Genomic DNA, 17,833 nt, shown 5'->3' on the forward strand with positions numbered 1-17,833 from the left:
AAGGGGCGCCCCTGCTAAGGGTGTAGGTCGTTTACGCGGCGCGAGGGTTCAAATCCCTCCTTCTCCGCCATAATTGTGGCCCGTTGGTCAAGCGGTTAAGACACCGCCCTTTCACGGCGGTATCACGGGTTCGATTCCCGTACGGGTCACCAAATTTCGTTTAAGATTAAGTGTGGAGGATTAGCTCAGCTGGGAGAGCACCTGCCTTACAAGCAGGGGGTCGGCGGTTCGAACCCGTCATCCTCCACCATATAGTTGGTCCGGTAGTTCAGTTGGTTAGAATGCCTGCCTGTCACGCAGGAGGTCGCGGGTTCGAGTCCCGTCCGGACCGCCAATTAATATCATATTTGCGGGTGTGGCGGAATTGGCAGACGCGCTAGACTTAGGATCTAGTGTCTTATGACGTGGGGGTTCAAGTCCCTTCACCCGCATCTTAATAACGTAATTAAGGATAGTTATATATATAGTTAATCGCTTAAGCGGTTGTGGCGGAATGGCAGACGCGCTAGGTTGAGGGCCTAGTGGGGGATAACCCCGTGGAGGTTCGAGTCCTCTCAACCGCACCAAAAATGCGCCCTTAGCTCAGCTGGATAGAGTGTTTGACTACGAATCAAAAGGTCGGGAGTTCGAATCTCTCAGGGCGCGCCAATTTTTATGTTTATATGTATTTTAGTTATCGGGAAGTGGCTCAGCTTGGTAGAGCACCTGGTTTGGGACCAGGGGGTCGCAGGTTCAAATCCTGTCTTCCCGACCATCATGTTTATTATATTATGCGGGTGTAGTTTAGTGGTAAAACCTCAGCCTTCCAAGCTGATGATGTGAGTTCGATTCTCATCACCCGCTCCATTTAAAACTAAATAATTTAATGAAAGTACTTTTTTTATGCCCTTTTACTAGGGGCCTGTAGCTCAGCTGGTTAGAGCGCACGCCTGATAAGCGTGAGGTCGGTGGTTCGAGTCCACTCAGGCCCACCAAAAAAAAGTATTGACACATTAACAAAATGTGTGTTAAGTTATTCAAGTCGCTAAAAACGACAAAAAAGTTCTTTGAAAACTGAACAATAGCCAAGCGAAAAAATAGAGATTGTTTTATTTCGATAAATCAAATCTCGTCAATTTATTATGTAATATCGTTAGCGATATTTTTGAGCCTGTTGGTAAAACAACTCAAACACTTTTATGGAGAGTTTGATCCTGGCTCAGGACGAACGCTGGCGGCGTGCCTAATACATGCAAGTCGAGCGGACCTTTAGGAGCTTGCTCCTAAAGGTTAGCGGCGGACGGGTGAGTAACACGTGGGCAACCTGCCCCTTAGACCGGGATAACATCGAGAAATCGGTGCTAATACCGGATGATAGAACGAGCGTTCATGCGCATGTTCTCAAAGATGGCTCCGGCTATCACTAAGGGATGGGCCCGCGGCGCATTAGCTAGTTGGTAAGGTAACGGCTTACCAAGGCGACGATGCGTAGCCGACCTGAGAGGGTGATCGGCCACACTGGGACTGAGACACGGCCCAGACTCCTACGGGAGGCAGCAGTAGGGAATCTTCCGCAATGGACGAAAGTCTGACGGAGCAACGCCGCGTGAGTGATGAAGGTTTTCGGATCGTAAAGCTCTGTTGTTAGGGAAGAACAAGTGTCGTTCAAATAGGGCGGCACCTTGACGGTACCTAACCAGAAAGCCACGGCTAACTACGTGCCAGCAGCCGCGGTAATACGTAGGTGGCAAGCGTTGTCCGGAATTATTGGGCGTAAAGCGCGCGCAGGCGGTCTTTTAAGTCTGATGTGAAAGCCCCCGGCTCAACCGGGGAGGGTCATTGGAAACTGGGAGACTTGAGTACAGAAGAGGAGAGTGGAATTCCACGTGTAGCGGTGAAATGCGTAGATATGTGGAGGAACACCAGTGGCGAAGGCGACTCTCTGGTCTGTAACTGACGCTGAGGCGCGAAAGCGTGGGGAGCAAACAGGATTAGATACCCTGGTAGTCCACGCCGTAAACGATGAGTGCTAGGTGTTAGGGGTTTCGATGCCCTTAGTGCCGAAGTTAACACATTAAGCACTCCGCCTGGGGAGTACGGCCGCAAGGCTGAAACTCAAAGGAATTGACGGGGGCCCGCACAAGCAGTGGAGCATGTGGTTTAATTCGAAGCAACGCGAAGAACCTTACCAGGTCTTGACATCCTTTGACCACCCTAGAGATAGGGCTTTCCCCTTCGGGGGACAAAGTGACAGGTGGTGCATGGTTGTCGTCAGCTCGTGTCGTGAGATGTTGGGTTAAGTCCCGCAACGAGCGCAACCCTTGACCTTAGTTGCCAGCATTTAGTTGGGCACTCTAAGGTGACTGCCGGTGATAAACCGGAGGAAGGTGGGGATGACGTCAAATCATCATGCCCCTTATGACCTGGGCTACACACGTGCTACAATGGATGGTACAAAGGGTTGCGAAGCCGCGAGGTGGAGCCAATCCCAGAAAGCCATTCTCAGTTCGGATTGTAGGCTGCAACTCGCCTACATGAAGCCGGAATTGCTAGTAATCGCGGATCAGCATGCCGCGGTGAATACGTTCCCGGGCCTTGTACACACCGCCCGTCACACCACGAGAGTTTGTAACACCCGAAGTCGGTGGGGTAACCTTTATGGAGCCAGCCGCCTAAGGTGGGACAGATGATTGGGGTGAAGTCGTAACAAGGTAGCCGTATCGGAAGGTGCGGCTGGATCACCTCCTTTCTATGGAGTTTTTACTCTAGTCGATATATGACGTAGGTCATATACGCTTTGGTCTTTTGTTCAGTTTTGAAGGAACTTTTGTTCTTTCTATAGGATAGTTCTTTGAAAACTAGATAATGAAATGTAAACATGAAAGTCAAGAAAATTCATGTTTAATCGGAGACGATTAAACAAAAACCTTTTTTAATTTGGTTAAGTTAGAAAGGGCGCACGGTGAATGCCTTGGCACTAGGAGCCGAAGAAGGACGTGACGAACGACGAAACGCCTCGGGGAGCTGTAAGTAAGCTTTGATCCGAGGATATCCGAATGGGGGAACCCATCATCCGTAATGGGATGATACCCGTATCTGAATACATAGGATACGAGGAGGCAGACCTGGGGAACTGAAACATCTAAGTACCCAGAGGAAGAGAAAGCAAATGCGATTTCCTAAGTAGCGGCGAGCGAAACGGAAACAGCCCAAACCAAGAGGCTTGCCTCTTGGGGTTGTAGGACGTCTCATACGGAGTCAGAAAAGAAGAGCATAGGTGAAGCGGTCTGGAAAGGCCCATCATAGAAGGTAACAATCCTGTAACCGAAATGCCCTTCTCTCCGAGACGGATCCTGAGTACGGCGGGACACGTGAAACCCCGTCGGAATCCGGGAGGACCATCTCCCAAGGCTAAATACTCCCTAGTGACCGATAGTGAACCAGTACCGTGAGGGAAAGGTGAAAAGCACCCCGGAAGGGGAGTGAAACAGATCCTGAAACCGTGTGCCTACAACTAGTTGGAGCCCGTTAATGGGTGACAGCGTGCCTTTTGTAGAATGAACCGGCGAGTTACGATCCCGTGCAAGGTTAAGCTGATAAGGCGGAGCCGTAGCGAAAGCGAGTCTGAATAGGGCGCCATAGTACGTGGTCGTAGACCCGAAACCGTGTGATCTACCCATGTCCAGGGTGAAGTTCAGGTAACACTGAATGGAGGCCCGAACCCACGCACGTTGAAAAGTGCGGGGATGAGGTGTGGGTAGGGGTGAAATGCCAATCGAACTCGGAAATAGCTGGTTCTCCCCGAAATAGCTTTAGGGCTAGCCTCGAGGTAAGAGTATTGGAGGTAGAGCACTGATTGAACTAGGGGTCCCCACAGGATTACCGAATTCAGTCAAACTCCGAATGCCAATTACTTATCCTCGGGAGTCAGACTGCGAGTGCTAAGATCCGTAGTCAAGAGGGAAACAGCCCAGACCATCAGCTAAGGTCCCAAAGTATACGTTAAGTGGAAAAGGATGTGGAGTTGCCCAGACAACCAGGATGTTGGCTTAGAAGCAGCCACCATTTAAAGAGTGCGTAATAGCTCACTGGTCGAGTGACTCTGCGCCGAAAATGTACCGGGGCTAAACGTATCACCGAAGCTATGGATTGACACCGTATGGTGTCAGTGGTAGGGGAGCGTTCTAAGTGCAGCGAAGTCAGACCGAGAGGACTGGTGGAGCGCTTAGAAGTGAGAATGCCGGTATGAGTAGCGAAAAGAGGGGTGAGAATCCCCTCCGTCGAAAGCCCAAGGTTTCCTGAGGAAGGCTCGTCCGCTCAGGGTAAGTCGGGACCTAAGCCGAGGCCGAAAGGCGTAGGCGATGGACAACAGGTTGAAATTCCTGTACCACCTCCTCACCGTTTGAGTAATGGGGGGACGCAGTAAGGTAGGGTAAGCGCACTGATGGATATGTGCGTCCAAGCAGTTAGGCTGAGAAGTAGGCAAATCCGCTTCTCGCGAAGGCTGAGCTGTGATGGCGAGGGAAATTAAGTACCGAAGTTCCTGATCCTACACTGCCTAGAAAAGCCTCTAGCGAGGTGAGAGGTGCCCGTACCGCAAACCGACACAGGTAGGCGAGAAGAGAATTCTAAGACGCGCGGGAGAACTCTCGTTAAGGAACTCGGCAAAATGACCCCGTAACTTCGGGAGAAGGGGTGCTCTAGTAGGGTGCAAGCCCGAGAGAGCCGCAGTGAATAGATCCAAGCGACTGTTTAGCAAAAACACAGGTCTCTGCGAAGCCGCAAGGCGAAGTATAGGGGCTGACACCTGCCCGGTGCTGGAAGGTTAAGAGGAGGGGTTATCCTTTTAGGAGAAGCTCTGAATTGAAGCCCCAGTAAACGGCGGCCGTAACTATAACGGTCCTAAGGTAGCGAAATTCCTTGTCGGGTAAGTTCCGACCCGCACGAATGGTGTAACGATTTGGATACTGTCTCAACGAGAGACCCGGTGAAATTATAGTACCTGTGAAGATGCAGGTTACCCGCGACAGGACGGAAAGACCCCATGGAGCTTTACTGTAGCTTGATATTGGATGTTGGTACAGTTTGTACAGGATAGGTAGGAGCCTTGGAAGCGTGAGCGCCAGCTTACGTGGAGGCGTCGGTGGGATACTACCCTGACTGTGCTGACATTCTAACCTCGGACCGTGATCCGGTTCAGGGACAGTGTCAGGTGGGCAGTTTGACTGGGGCGGTCGCCTCCTAAACAGTAACGGAGGCGCCCAAAGGTTCCCTCAGAATGGTTGGAAATCATTCGTAGAGTGCAAAGGCATAAGGGAGCTTGACTGCGAGACCTACAAGTCGAGCAGGGACGAAAGTCGGGCTTAGTGATCCGGTGGTTCCGCATGGAAGGGCCATCGCTCAACGGATAAAAGCTACCCTGGGGATAACAGGCTTATCTCCCCCAAGAGTCCACATCGACGGGGAGGTTTGGCACCTCGATGTCGGCTCATCGCATCCTGGGGCTGAAGTAGGTCCCAAGGGTTGGGCTGTTCGCCCATTAAAGCGGTACGCGAGCTGGGTTCAGAACGTCGTGAGACAGTTCGGTCCCTATCCGTCGCGGGCGCAGGAAATTTGAGAGGAGCTGTCCTTAGTACGAGAGGACCGGGATGGACACACCGCTGGTGTACCAGTTGTTCCGCCAGGAGCATCGCTGGGTAGCTACGTGTGGAAGGGATAAGTGCTGAAAGCATCTAAGCATGAAGCCCCCCTCGAGATGAGATTTCCCATGGAGTAATCCAGTAAGACCCCTCAAAGATGATGAGGTTGATAGGTCTGGTGTGGAAGCGTGGCGACACGTGGAGCTGACAGATACTAATCGGTCGAGGACTTATCCAATATTTCTTGACATGAATGTTTACACATTATCTAGTTTTGAGAGAATTATTCTTTCAATTACATCTTGATTTAACATCAAGACAAAGCTACTTGGTCTACACTCCTGCGTGCTGCGCTACTCGTCGCAAGCTAGCTAGGAAGTATAATCAGGTCGTAAGCTTGGTGGCGATAGCGAAGAGGTCACACCCGTTCCCATGCCGAACACGGTCGTTAAGCTCTTTTGCGCCAATGGTAGTTGGGGGCTTCCCCCTGTGAGAGTAGGACGTTGCCAGGCGATAAAGCACAATCCAAATGGATTGTGCTTTTTTTATTTTCTAAGAGTTAGATTTATATTGTGGCAAAAAAGCTGAGTTAGACAAAAAGTCACCCTAAAAAGGTATGCTGATTGTGTTCCTCTTGTTCTTGTGAAAGATGTGGGTAAGTGGAAAAGGATTTAGAAAAGATTTATGTATAAATTTAGATACACAATTTATTTATAAGTTTTCGTGTGGAATTTTAGGATAATATCTTAAAGTTTTAGGATTACGAAATAAAAAGAATGCGCTCACAATTTAATTGTAAGGTTAAAATTTATAAAAAATTAGGGTCATGGTCGTTCTGAGTGAAGTCAGCACACCACGAGCAGATCGAGTGATCGCTGATACGTATGCAACAATCTATATAAATTGAATTGAAATTGGTAGTACATGTCGAGTATGGTCCCTCTATTGATAATCTTCAAATAGAAGAGCGACTATAATTTGAGGAGTAGCAGAGTACTTTATAAAACAAGCAGGATGTTGCTAGGCAGAAAAAGCATAGCCCAATGGGTTATGCTTTTTCCGTATTCCTTGATTCTATATATCGTTAACTCGTTGACAAAATTGGTTAACATATCTAATATTAATGTAAACCTTTTTTAAAAATAGGTTAACAAATAGACTTGACCTTAAATCGTATTTTTTAAATGAAAGGGAAAAGGGGAAGGTTTATGCAGCATGACATCTATAGTGTAAGAATGAGAGCCGCAAAGGGGGGGAAACACGAAGAAGGTGGTAAGCATATTTCAGGGGGAGAAAAGCTCGTTCCTTATCCTGAAGTAAAAGATAGGGTCATCACTTTAGTAGACAAGGCCCTAACTCACTCGAGAGGCAATCCCGATTTTTTGCAAGTACAAGTAGAGCTTGTAAGGGAATCTCTTACGTATCTTTCTCCATTACATAGTCAAACAAACCGTGTCTCTAGTTTTCATGAAGGACGTGTTGTAGCAGCAAATTTATTAGAAAAATGTGGGATTCATAGAAAGGTCATTCACCAAACTTTCACTCTGCTTGAACAGCATGGTGGACTTAGGGGAGCCATTATTTTTGATATTCATTCGGATAAACGAATAGATACAAGAGAGAAAAAAGGAATACGCGTGTCACGAATGGATTGGGAGCAGCAAAATTTTGAAAGATGGGCGGAAAAAAATCAGCTTCCACTCACTAGTAGAGTAAAAGAAGCCATGACCTTAGCAACAAAAGTAGCCAACCACTCTGATACGGTTGCGGAATTGTGTTGGTCCGACGACCCAGATTATATTACGGGGTATGTTGCAAGTAAAAAGCTAGGATATCAACGAATTTCAAAACTTAAGGAATATGGAGATAAAAGCGGAGGACGTGTTTTTTTCGTTAATCGTTGTAAAAACATAGAAGCCTATATCGATTACCTTGAAAAAAAGCCAATATTTCTAGATTGGGGGGTGGAGAATGACACACAAATTAATTGAAAAAAGTAAAAAGCATTTATGGTTACCCTTTACACAGATGAAAGATTATGACCAAGACCCACTGATTATTGAAAGTGGTGAAGGAATTAAAGTGAAGGATATTCATGGTAAAGAGTACTATGATGGTTTTTCATCTGTTTGGCTAAATGTCCATGGTCATCGTAAGAAGGAATTAGATGAAGCCATTAAAAATCAGCTAGAGAAAATTGCACATTCCACGCTATTAGGAATGACGAATGTTCCGGCAACTGAGCTTGCGGAAAAGCTGATTGAAATTACACCAGACAAATTAACGCGTGTGTTTTATTCCGATAGCGGCGCTGAAGCCATGGAAATTGCTTTGAAAATGGCATTTCAATATTGGAAAAATATTGGGAGACAAGAGAAGCAAATCTTTATCTCGATGCAGAACGGATATCATGGAGATACGATTGGGGCAGTAAGTTTAGGAGCCATTGATCTTTTTCATCATGTTTATGGAGCGTTAATGTTTAAAAGTTATAAAGTGCCCTATCCTTACGTTTATCGCTCAGATAGCGGAGACCCGAGTCTCTGTCGTGATGAATGCTTACAGAGGCTTGAGGAATTATTAATGGAACGCCATGACGAAATTGCAGCACTTTCGATTGAGTCTATGGTTCAAGGGGCAGCAGGTATGATTGTCATGCCAAAGGGTTTCCTATCAGGAGTTCGGGAACTTTGTACAAAGTATGATGTGCTGATGATTGTCGATGAAGTTGCAACCGGCTTTGGACGGACAGGGAAAATGTTTGCTTGTGAACATGAGCAAGTTCAGCCGGATTTAATGGCAGCAGGCAAAGGCATTACAGGGGGGTATTTACCGATCGCCGTAACGTTTACGTCAGAAAAGATCTATGAGGCCTTTTATGATGATTATGAAACATTAAAAACCTTTTTTCATGGACACTCCTATACCGGCAATCAGTTAGGCTGTGCGGTTGCACTTGAAAATTTACGGTTGTTTCAAACTGACTCGATTGTTAAGAACGTTGCAAAAAAGTCAGAGCAACTTAAAGAAATGCTAGAAGAGCTAGCGTCTTTGCCTCATGTTGGTGACATTAGACAGCTTGGGCTGATGTGTGGGATTGAGCTTGTGCAGGATAAGGCGACAAAAGAACCTTATCCACTCGAGAAACGAATAGGCTACCGCGTTTCGTTGAAAATGAGAGAGCTCGGGATGCTAACAAGACCTATGGGGAATGTTATCGTCTTTATGCCACCACTTGTTAGTACGAAAAGGGAACTACAATTAATGGTCAATATCATGAAAATAGCTATTGAGGTCATACCACAAGAGGAGGCCATTCTCAGTGGACAGGACGTTTGATTCATGGTTATCGGAAAGAGTGACGAAAATAAAGGAAAAAGGCTTATATCGTACGTTGCCTGTTATAGACGTGAATCAGCGAAAGAAGCTCATTTTTTCCTCTAACAATTATTTAGGCTTGTCTCGTGATGAACGGTTGATTGATGCAGCTGAAACAATTCTTCATCAGTTTGGTACCGGGAGCACCGGGTCTAGGCTAACAACCGGTAATACGAAATGGCATGAGCTGCTCGAAAAAAAGATTGCCTCCTTTAAGCAAGCCGAAGCATCTCTACTATTTTCAAGCGGATACCTCGCAAATGTTGGTATTCTTTCTTCTTTACCTGAAGCCGGAGATGTCATTCTAAGTGATGAGCTCAACCACGCAAGCATTATCGATGGCTGCCGACTTTCGAAAGCAGAAACAATTGTCTACCAGCACGGAAATATGAATGATCTTGAAGAAAAGCTACGAGTCTCTCAATCCTTTCAGCGTCGCTTTATTGTTACAGATGGTGTGTTTAGTATGGATGGTGATCTTGCGCAATTAGATGAAATCATGTTACTAGCAAAATCCTATCATGCTTACGTAATCGTTGATGATGCCCATGGTACGGGTGTTTTAGGTAATGGCGGACGGGGAACTTGTGAACATTTTGGCGTAAAACCAGATGTGATGATTGGTACATTAAGTAAAGCCATTGGAACAGAAGGCGGATTTGTTGCTGGTTCAAAGCATCTACGAGAGTTTTTACTCAATCATGCTAGAACCTTTATTTTTCAAACAGCAATCTCACCAAGCATGTGTGCAGCTTCCTATGCAGCGATTGAAATCATTGAACAAGATTCCGAAATAAGAAAGTCCTTGAAGCGCAAGATAAATAAAATCAAGATGGCTCTAGAAGACCTAGGATATAACGTCAAAGGGGAGGAAACCCCGATTATTCCTGTCATCATTGGTGGGGCTGAAGAAACCGTTTCATTTGCGAAAAAGCTTCAAGACTATAACATCTTCGCTCCAGCCATTCGTCCGCCAACTGTACCGGAGGGAGAGAGCCGTATTCGTTTAACTGTAACTACGGATCATTCCGAAGCTGAAATCGTTCAGCTCATTCATGCGTTTAAATCAATAAAGGGACTTGAGGTGAAGATGTGAGAGGCGTCTTTATAACGGGCACGGATACGAACGTTGGAAAAACAGTCATTTCTAGTGGAATGGCTGGTGTATTAAAGGATCAAGGAATAGATGTTGGCGTGTTTAAGCCGATGTTGAGCGGCGTCAAACGGGAAGATCCCGACAGTGATACGTATTGGCTGAAGCACATGTCTGAAACGACCTTAACCCTTGGAGAAATTACACCCTTTCAGTTTAAAGAACCTTTGGCTCCAAGTGTTGCCCAAGTGTTTGAAGAAACAAACATTGGTCTTGAACAGATTATGCAACACTGGGAGCAAATTCGGCATATGCATTCGTTTTTTATAGCCGAAGGAGCTGGGGGAATTGCCGTACCACTAGGGAAAGATTTTTTAGTAAGTGACGTTATAAAAGCGCTAAATCTCCCTGTTGTCATTGTGGCAAGACCGAACTTAGGAACGATTAACCATACATTCTTAACCATCGAATACGCGAAAAAAATCGGTTTAACAATATGTGGAATTGTTATTAATGGTTTGAGCGATACACCAGATTTGGCGGAAAAGACCAGTCCAAAGGTAATCGAAGACATGTGTGGAGTGCCGATTTTAGGGATCACGCCGAGAATAAAGGATTTAAACGCAGAGAATAGGAAGCGCTTAGTGAAGGATTATGTGAATTTATCAATTTTTTACAACGAATTGGAGGGATGAAAGTGATGAAATGGGCTGAGCTTTCTGAAAAAGTGTTACAAGGACAAGAGTTAACGAATAAAGAGGCATATTCGATTCTCGAATGTCCCGATGAAGAAGTACTGTTATTAATGCATGCGGCTTACCAAATTCGTAAGCATTATTATGGAAACAAAGTGAAGCTGAACATGATTATGAATGCCAAGTCAGGATTATGTCAGGAAAATTGTGGTTATTGTTCGCAATCTTCCATTTCAGAGGCAACGATTGATTCGTATCGAATGGTCAATAAGGAAACCCTTCTCATAGGTGCAAAAAGAGCACATGATTTAAATATTGGAACGTATTGTATTGTCGCAAGTGGAAGAGGTCCATCCAACCGTGAAGTTGAGCAAGTCGTTGACGCGGTGAAAGAAATAAAAGACAGATATGGATTAAAGGTTTGCGCCTGTCTGGGTCTTTTAAAGCCTGAACAAGCAAAGCGTTTAAAAGAAGCAGGTGTTGACCGCTATAATCATAATCTTAATACATCAAAGAGTCACCATGATTCGATTACAACGTCTCATACATATAATGATCGAGTTAACACCGTTGAAATGGCAAAGGAATCTGGTCTCTCCCCGTGTTCAGGTGTGATTGTTGGCATGAAGGAAACGACCCAAGACGTCGTTGATATGGCGAAAAGCTTACGAGCGCTTGATGCAGATTCAATTCCAGTCAACTTTTTGCATGCGATTGATGGGACTCCGTTAGAAGGTGTAGATGAATTAACCCCCCTATACTGTTTAAAAGTATTGGCGCTGTTCCGCTTTATCAACCCAGCAAAAGAAATCCGCATTTCTGGTGGACGCGAAGTCAATCTTCGTGCCTTGCAGCCACTTGGTCTTTATGCCGCAAATTCAATATTTGTTGGAAACTATTTAACAACAGCTGGTCAAGCGGAATCTGCTGATCATAAGATGCTCCAAGACTTAGGATTTGAGATTGAAAGTATTGAAGAAATGAAAGCGAGTTTAGCTGCGGAATGAGCTTGTCTAACGATAGAAAAATTCATAGCTTACGAATATCGACGGAAGATCTTATTAAAAATGTATATCCTTTTTATGATGATATTCGCTCAATCAATCCGATTTATAAGGGGAGCTTTTTCAACTATCCAGGGTGGTATGTAACTGGATATGAAGAAGCAAGCTTTATGCTAAAGGACGTTCGTTTTCAAACTCGTCTTCCACTGCCGGAGACAACGAGAAAATACCAAAATTTAAAGAAGGTTTTAAATGAGATGATGCTCTATAAAAATCCCCCTGACCATCATCGTTTACGTAAGTTAGTCAGTGAGCGGTTTACTTCTAGAGCGCTAGAAGCACTCTACCCATATATTGAAGAACAGGCGTATGAATTACTTAAACATGTCACAAATCAAAAAAAGCTCAATGTTATTTCAGAGTTTGCTTTTCCTTTGGCGAGTACGGTAATCGCGAAATTATTAGGTGTACCTGAAGAAGATAAGGAGCAATTTCGTGAGTGGGCTCTTACGTTGATTCAAACCATTGATTTAACACGGTCCGAAGAAGAACTAGTGACTGGTGATAAAAATATTGTGGAAATGGTCTCGTATTTTCGAAAGCTCATTCGTAAGCGTAAACAGGATCCAAAAAACGATATAATCAGTTTATTGTTGGATGAATCGGAAGAGGAATTAGTATCCACCTGTGTGTTACTTTTGATCGCAGGGCATGAAACAACAGTGAATTTAATAGCCAATTCGATTTACTGTTTAGTTACAAACCCTAATCAGCTCCATCAACTATCTGAAAACCCGTCCCTCATTGAAGCGGCAATTGAGGAATGTTTAAGGTGTGAGAGTCCAACACAATTAACGGCACGTGTCGCATCAGAAAAGGTGAAGATTGGTTCATCTGTCATAAATAAGGGAGACCAGGTATACGTCATAATTGGCGCAGCAAATCGCGACCCTAGGCGATTTCGTGACCCCCATGTTTTTGATGTTTCGCGAAAACCTAATTCACATTTGTCTTTTGGAACAGGCGTACACTTTTGCTTAGGATCGACCTTAGCAAGAGTAGAAGCAAAGCTGGCCATTCAAGCCTTTTTAAAAAATACACCTGCCCTAGAGTTTGATGTTGCTACTGTTGATTGGAGGCACTTAGTCGGTTTTAGAGCGTTAAAAGAATTACCTCTTGTCGTGAAATGAGCTAAGAAGGTAACTGTAAAAAAAGATGTAGGATTAAAATTTACAATCAACAATACTTTTCCCTGAAAGAACAACATGATGAAATGAAAAAATAGCCATTGTGAGAGTAAGAAGTTGCCAGGAGATAAAGTACAACCTAAATGGGTTGTGCTTTTTTTGTGTTGCAAGGATTTAGTAGGCGAGAATTGGTAAACAGGGAAGGGGTCCATCATACAAAAAGCTCAAATGCTGTCGCTTATTTTTGACTAAGTTGCGATAATTACTAATGAAAGAACCTAGACGCTCTTCTAATGCTTATAGCTGACATGGGTCGTGAACTTGTTGGAGAAGATAGTTAGTGAGGAGTATAACATTATGAAAAGTCATGCACCAATTGGCTATAATTTACTAAGAAATTCTAGTAAGAAAATACTAAAAGCTGTAGCAATCATAGCCCATGAGCATCATGAGAAATGGAAGGGACTTGGCTACCTACCCTGAAGGTAAAGCAGGAGAAAATATTCATATATACGGTCGTATAATAGCATAAGCTGATGTGTTTGATGCGCTAGCAAGTGACCGAGTTTACAAAAAAGCGTGGGAATTGGGAGGCTACTGGAACAATTTCAGTAGCCTCCTCACCTTTTTTTTCGGTTTCGATAAAAGAACAAGCAGAGTAGAGCAATCGCAACCAATAGAACACTAGAAGCCGAATAAACTAAGAACTTATAGGTCTCAAAGGACTGTTTTATAAAGAACCACTTAACCCCAAGTTCATGTCCTATTAATATAAATAAGATAACCCAAATCAACGCGCCTACATAAGAATAAAGCATAAATGTGTGGAATCTCATCTTGGAAATTCCAGCAAGATAGCCCGTGATGTGACGAACGCCAGGAATGAAGTAACCAATTACGAGAAGCCAAGGTCCGTGTTTCTGAAATAAATATTGCGCTTGTTCCACTCGGGCGGGAGTAATTCTTATCTTTGAACCGTATTTTAATAGGAAGGGTAATCCTAATTTTATTCCAAGGAGATAACTTACGGTAATGCCAATAATTGCTCCAATATATGAACTAATTAAGGCTGTAATCAAAGTCAATCTTCCAATATAAGCATAATAACCGATTGTGATTAGCAAAATCTCATCTGGAATCGGTAATCCGATGATCCCCCCCACAAGGGCGAGAAGAATACCAAAGTATCCGTATTGAAGAATTATTTCTTTAACTAGTTCCATCCAATCATCTGCCCATTTCATTAAGTGTTATGATTAGTATAACGATTGAAGCTATAAGAAGAAACAAAAATAAATATTTGTTAGAGGTGCTCAACATCGACGGTGAGGACGAACTCTATTTTTTTTATTAAATAGTAAATCTCCGTAGTATACTGTTTTTCTGGGACCGAGAGGGTTAAGTCAATTTGTTGATTCCCATTATCTAAATCTTTCAGCTTTAATTTTCGAATGGTCATATTTGAATGCTTTTTTTCTTTTTGGGTTTTACCTTTTCTCTCTATAGCCTCGAGTAACTCAGTCATTTGTTGATTTGGCTCCATCACAATACGAACGGCGACATCTTGTTGACTTAATGAGGAAGGTCCAATCATTTTTAAAAGATACGGTATGATATTAACAGCGAATAAGATGAGCAATACTGAATAGAATGCTTCAATAAAAAACCCAGCTCCAATCGCAATGCCGAGCCCTGATGCAGCCCAAATCATCGCGGCTGTTGTTAATCCTGAAATAACATCATTACTCCGACGAAGAATAACACCCGCCCCTAGAAAACCAACACCGCTAATTATTTGTGCAGCAAGCCGCATTGGGTCAATATTGTTAATGCCCTCAGTGGCATACCGAATATAGGCTTCTACAGATACGATCGTCACTAAGCAACTGGCTACGCAAATAACCATACTAGTCTTTAAACCTAAAGGCTTATGTTTAATTTGGCGATCTATTCCAATAATTAAACCAAAAAATAAAGATAAGCTCAGCTTAATTAAAAGTTCATAATTTAGATATTCCATGGTGCCCTCCAAATGTAGGTTGGGAATGTGATACCATATTATAGTTGTTACTATAGGATATGAAATAAGAACGAGATTAACCATTTTAAACAAGCAAATGTTACGTTAGAATATAATTAAGGTATAGTGAGGGGAAGGACATATTATGATAGAAAAACAGTTTAATACGAAAACCGTACATTTTCAAAAAAAGGAAAATGCCCGAAATCAAAGTAAAGCGAAGCCAATTTATCAAACGTCAGCATTTGTTTTTACTGATTTAGATGATATGGAGAGCTATTACAAAGGTGAAAAGGAGTATCTATACTCACGCTATAGTAATCCAAACACAGACGATTTAGGCAAGGGTATTGCTCTTTTGGAGGGGGCTTGCGATGGAATTGCGACTTCTTCTGGGATGTCTGCCATTCTTGCTGGAGTTTTAGCTTGTGCAAGTCCAGGAGATCATGTCCTAGCGGCTGATGATATTTATGGTGGAACTTACGAACTTTTTGCGAAAGAACTTCCGAACCTAGGGATTGATGTAAGCTTCATTTCCTTTGAAAATCTAGAGAAGGTAAGAACAGCCATTTCAGAGAAAACCGTCCTGCTATATACTGAGTCGATTACAAATCCATTGCTAAGGGTTGAAGACTTAAGAGCGGTTTTTTCATTAGCAAAAGAGCATAAACTTACGACAATTATTGATAATACCTTTGCAACCCCGTATTTGTTAAATCCTATCTTATTAGGAGCGGATTTGGTCGTGCACAGTGCAACGAAATACATTGGGGGCCATAGTGATGTTTCGGCTGGTGTTCTAGTTGGGTCAGAAGAAATCATTACTAAGGCAAAAACAAAGATTGTAACGCTCGGCTGTAATCTCAGTCCCTTTGAAGCATGGCTTGCTTGTAGAGGGTTAAAGACGTTAAGTTTACGAATGGATCGGCAATCGCATAACGCAAAAGTACTTGCTAATGCGCTAAAGAAGCATAGAGGTGTCGAGAAGGTGTACCACCCTACTTTTGTCTCAGAAAAGGGGAATGGAGCGATGGTTTCTGTGCAATTGAGTGAACAAGTTGATATTGACACGTTTTTTCGTTCATTGGATTGGATAAAAATTGCTCCCACTCTTGCTGGAGTTGAAACTACGGTTTCTTATCCACTTCGTACGTCTCATCGAACCCTTCCTGAACCGTTACAAAAGGAATTAGGGATAGGGAAGCAGCTGGTTCGTGTTTCTGTCGGAATTGAGGATGATGCGGATATTATTGGGACATTTATTGAAGCGATTGAAGCCGCCGAAAACGTTAGCTAATAATGCTAACGTTTTTTTTTAGAAAACTATTGCATTGGTTGAAATGCTATGGTAAGATATATCTTGTGTCACAGAAAGTAGTTTGGTGGCGATAGCGAAGAGGTCACACCCGTTCCCATGCCGAACACGGTCGTTAAGCTCTTTTGCGCCGATGGTAGTTGGGGGATTCCCCCTGTGAGAGTAGGACGTTGCCAAGCTTTTTTCTTTAAGACGTATAGTCAACCTTAGATTATACCAGTAATTATATAGCGACGCGGGGTGGAGCAGTCTGGTAGCTCGTCGGGCTCATAACCCGAAGGTCGGAGGTTCAAATCCTCCCCCCGCAATACCGAAAATCGAAACAGCTTTGTTTCGGTTTTTTTTATGTGGATGACGATGTCAATTAGTTGATGTTGTCACATGAAAGGTTTACTAAAATCGATTTATGATATCATTATAAATAGTGGGCATTTTTTAGGAAATCGGATAAACTATAAGAAAGATAACCTTAGGAATAAAGTGTCCTAAGGTTTAAATTGGGTTAAAGAGAAAGGGGGATGTGGATACAGTGAGGGATGAATTTGCATTTATTAATCGTGTCACACCTAGCGAGACTTATCAACCCTCTCTAGTTATTGGGGTTGGTGATGATGCTGCCATCTACAAAGGGTCTTCGGAGTATGATGAAGTCATTTGTGTCGATACAATGGTAGAAGGAGTTCATTTCCGTCGTGATACGTTAACCCCTTTACAAGTTGGAAAAAAAGCGCTTGTCGCTAATATTAGTGATTTAGCGGCTATGGGGGCTATCCCAGCTTATTATCTAGTTTCAATTGCAATCCCTTCGAATTGGTCAGAAAATGAATTAATCGAACTATATAAAGGCATGAGTGACATCGCAAAAACATATAAAATGGACTTAATTGGTGGAGATACTGTTTCAACAAAAGACGCATTAATTTTATCAGTAACGGTCATTGGAAGAGTCGAACGGGGAAGAACGTTATTCCGAAGTAATGCCAAACCAGGCGATATCGTCTTTGTAACTGGTACAATTGGGGGGGCTGCTGCTGGTTTAGACATTTTATTTGGTAAAGGTTTAATGGGGCCTTTTACAGAAAATGAGCAAGTCCTTGTACGCTCCCATCAGGAACCGCTTCCGCAAGTACAAGCTGGTCGCATATTTGCATGTTCAAAATCAAGAATTGCCTTAAATGATATTAGTGATGGTGTAGCGAGTGAAGCGAATGAAATCGCAGAGGCCAGTCAAGTCCAATTAGAAATTGACTTGGATACTCTTCCCTTCCCAGTTGCAATGAATAAATGTACAAGAAGGCAAAAGCTTGACTGGGCACTGTTTGGTGGAGAAGATTATCAATTAATTGGGACCATAGACAAGAAAGACTATCCGACAGTTGTAGCGAACTGTGCACAATTCGGGATAAGTTTAACGAAAATTGGATTGGTGAAAGAAGGAGAAATTGGGGTCTTTTCAGTTTCAGGGGAAGAACGGTTGAGATTACATAAACAAGGTTTTAATCATTTCAGACGTAGGTGATAAA

General features: G+C 43.5%; 11 protein-coding genes, 10 tRNA genes and 4 rRNA genes. 23 read left to right on the plus strand and 2 right to left on the minus strand.

Annotated elements, in window-relative coordinates:
* The first annotated feature begins 77 nt into the window (after positions 1 to 77).
* From CEF19_RS11115 to CEF19_RS11205, 19 genes are all read left to right on the plus strand, one after another.
* Positions 78 to 152, plus strand: a tRNA-Glu gene (locus CEF19_RS11115).
* A 22-nt stretch (positions 153 to 174) separates the two neighbouring features.
* A tRNA-Val gene (locus tag CEF19_RS11120) sits at positions 175 to 250 on the plus strand.
* Between the two features lie 7 nt (positions 251 to 257).
* Positions 258 to 334, plus strand: a tRNA-Asp gene (locus CEF19_RS11125).
* 15 nt (positions 335 to 349) lie between these two features.
* A tRNA-Leu gene (locus CEF19_RS11130) sits at positions 350 to 431 on the plus strand.
* A gap of 48 nt (positions 432 to 479) precedes the next feature.
* Positions 480 to 566: transfer RNA gene (locus tag CEF19_RS11135), tRNA-Leu, on the plus strand.
* A gap of 5 nt (positions 567 to 571) precedes the next feature.
* Positions 572 to 648 (plus strand) — tRNA-Arg (locus tag CEF19_RS11140).
* Between the two features lie 29 nt (positions 649 to 677).
* A tRNA-Pro gene (locus CEF19_RS11145) sits at positions 678 to 754 on the plus strand.
* A gap of 18 nt (positions 755 to 772) precedes the next feature.
* Positions 773 to 846, plus strand: a tRNA-Gly gene (locus CEF19_RS11150).
* Between the two features lie 51 nt (positions 847 to 897).
* A tRNA-Ile gene (locus CEF19_RS11155) sits at positions 898 to 974 on the plus strand.
* 201 nt (positions 975 to 1,175) lie between these two features.
* Positions 1,176 to 2,728, plus strand: a 16S ribosomal RNA gene (locus CEF19_RS11160).
* A 190-nt stretch (positions 2,729 to 2,918) separates the two neighbouring features.
* Positions 2,919 to 5,856: ribosomal RNA gene (locus CEF19_RS11165) — 23S ribosomal RNA — on the plus strand.
* A 158-nt stretch (positions 5,857 to 6,014) separates the two neighbouring features.
* Positions 6,015 to 6,130: ribosomal RNA gene (rrf, locus tag CEF19_RS11170) — 5S ribosomal RNA — on the plus strand.
* Together the 16S, 23S and 5S rRNA genes with 9 tRNA genes alongside form the textbook arrangement of a ribosomal RNA operon.
* Positions 6,131 to 6,826: 696 nt before the next feature.
* A complete protein-coding gene (locus CEF19_RS11175) occupies positions 6,827 to 7,609 on the plus strand; it encodes a 6-carboxyhexanoate--CoA ligase (RefSeq protein ID WP_100406119.1) in 783 nt (260 codons plus the stop codon).
* A complete protein-coding gene (gene bioA / locus CEF19_RS11180; RefSeq protein WP_100406120.1) occupies positions 7,590 to 8,957 on the plus strand; it encodes an adenosylmethionine--8-amino-7-oxononanoate transaminase in 1,368 nt (455 codons plus the stop codon). Before CEF19_RS11175 ends, bioA begins: the two co-directional genes overlap by 20 nt.
* Positions 8,941 to 10,092, plus strand: coding sequence for an 8-amino-7-oxononanoate synthase (bioF, locus tag CEF19_RS11185; protein ID WP_100406121.1), 1,152 nt, complete (start codon positions 8,941 to 8,943; stop codon positions 10,090 to 10,092). The genes bioA and bioF overlap by 17 nt, the downstream gene beginning before the upstream one ends.
* A complete protein-coding gene (gene bioD / locus CEF19_RS11190) occupies positions 10,089 to 10,784 on the plus strand; it encodes a dethiobiotin synthase (RefSeq protein WP_100406122.1) in 696 nt (231 codons plus the stop codon). Before bioF ends, bioD begins: the two co-directional genes overlap by 4 nt.
* Before the next feature lie 2 nt (positions 10,785 to 10,786).
* Positions 10,787 to 11,791 (plus strand): biotin synthase BioB, encoded by a 1,005-nt coding sequence (bioB, locus tag CEF19_RS11195; RefSeq protein ID WP_100406123.1) that lies wholly within the window; start codon positions 10,787 to 10,789, stop codon positions 11,789 to 11,791.
* Positions 11,788 to 12,978, plus strand: a complete 1,191-nt coding sequence (locus tag CEF19_RS11200; RefSeq protein ID WP_100406124.1) for a cytochrome P450 — start codon at positions 11,788 to 11,790, stop codon at positions 12,976 to 12,978. The genes bioB and CEF19_RS11200 overlap by 4 nt, the downstream gene beginning before the upstream one ends.
* A 354-nt stretch (positions 12,979 to 13,332) precedes the next feature.
* On the plus strand, positions 13,333 to 13,458 hold the full coding sequence (locus CEF19_RS11205; RefSeq protein WP_264755131.1) for a hypothetical protein: 126 nt from the start codon (positions 13,333 to 13,335) through the stop codon (positions 13,456 to 13,458).
* Positions 13,459 to 13,595: 137 nt separating this feature from the next.
* On the opposite strand, the gene CEF19_RS11210 is transcribed toward CEF19_RS11205, so the two are convergent.
* Both CEF19_RS11210 and CEF19_RS11215 read right to left on the minus strand, forming a co-directional pair.
* A complete protein-coding gene (locus tag CEF19_RS11210; RefSeq protein ID WP_100406125.1) occupies positions 13,596 to 14,198 on the minus strand; it encodes a DedA family protein in 603 nt (200 codons plus the stop codon).
* Between the two features lie 80 nt (positions 14,199 to 14,278).
* Positions 14,279 to 14,995: an MgtC/SapB family protein gene (locus tag CEF19_RS11215; protein WP_100406126.1), complete on the minus strand. Its 717-nt coding sequence runs from the start codon at positions 14,993 to 14,995 to the stop codon at positions 14,279 to 14,281.
* Between the two features lie 145 nt (positions 14,996 to 15,140).
* On the opposite strand from CEF19_RS11215, the gene CEF19_RS11220 reads away from it, so the two are divergent.
* From CEF19_RS11220 to thiL, 4 genes are all read left to right on the plus strand, one after another.
* The gene (locus tag CEF19_RS11220; protein ID WP_100406127.1) at positions 15,141 to 16,292 is read left to right on the plus strand and encodes a trans-sulfuration enzyme family protein; all 1,152 of its coding nucleotides are present in this window, start codon (positions 15,141 to 15,143) and stop codon (positions 16,290 to 16,292) included.
* A gap of 81 nt (positions 16,293 to 16,373) precedes the next feature.
* Positions 16,374 to 16,489: ribosomal RNA gene (gene rrf / locus CEF19_RS11225) — 5S ribosomal RNA — on the plus strand.
* A 55-nt stretch (positions 16,490 to 16,544) separates the two neighbouring features.
* Positions 16,545 to 16,618, plus strand: a tRNA-Met gene (locus CEF19_RS11230).
* Positions 16,619 to 16,839: 221 nt separating this feature from the next.
* Positions 16,840 to 17,829 carry a thiamine-phosphate kinase gene (gene thiL / locus CEF19_RS11235; RefSeq protein ID WP_100406128.1) on the plus strand — a complete coding sequence of 330 codons (990 nt, stop codon included), beginning with the start codon at positions 16,840 to 16,842 and terminating at the stop codon, positions 17,827 to 17,829.
* Positions 17,830 to 17,833: the final 4 nt, after the last annotated feature.

The organism is Bacillus solitudinis (genome assembly GCF_002797395.1).
GTDB classification, from domain to species: domain Bacteria; phylum Bacillota; class Bacilli; order Bacillales; family Bacillaceae_D; genus Halalkalibacter_A; species Halalkalibacter_A solitudinis.

Coding starts and splice junctions, on each gene's coding strand:
- bioA (WP_100406120.1), top strand. CDS start 7,590: ATGACACACAAATTAATTGAAAAAAGTAAAAAGCATTTATGGTTACCC.
- CEF19_RS11220 (WP_100406127.1), top strand. CDS start 15,141: ATGATAGAAAAACAGTTTAATACGAAAACCGTACATTTTCAAAAAAAG.
- CEF19_RS11175 (WP_100406119.1), top strand. CDS start 6,827: ATGCAGCATGACATCTATAGTGTAAGAATGAGAGCCGCAAAGGGGGGG.
- CEF19_RS11200 (WP_100406124.1), top strand. CDS start 11,788: ATGAGCTTGTCTAACGATAGAAAAATTCATAGCTTACGAATATCGACG.
- CEF19_RS11205 (WP_264755131.1), top strand. CDS start 13,333: ATGAAAAGTCATGCACCAATTGGCTATAATTTACTAAGAAATTCTAGT.
- CEF19_RS11215 (WP_100406126.1), bottom strand. CDS start 14,995: ATGGAATATCTAAATTATGAACTTTTAATTAAGCTGAGCTTATCTTTA.
- CEF19_RS11210 (WP_100406125.1), bottom strand. CDS start 14,198: ATGGAACTAGTTAAAGAAATAATTCTTCAATACGGATACTTTGGTATT.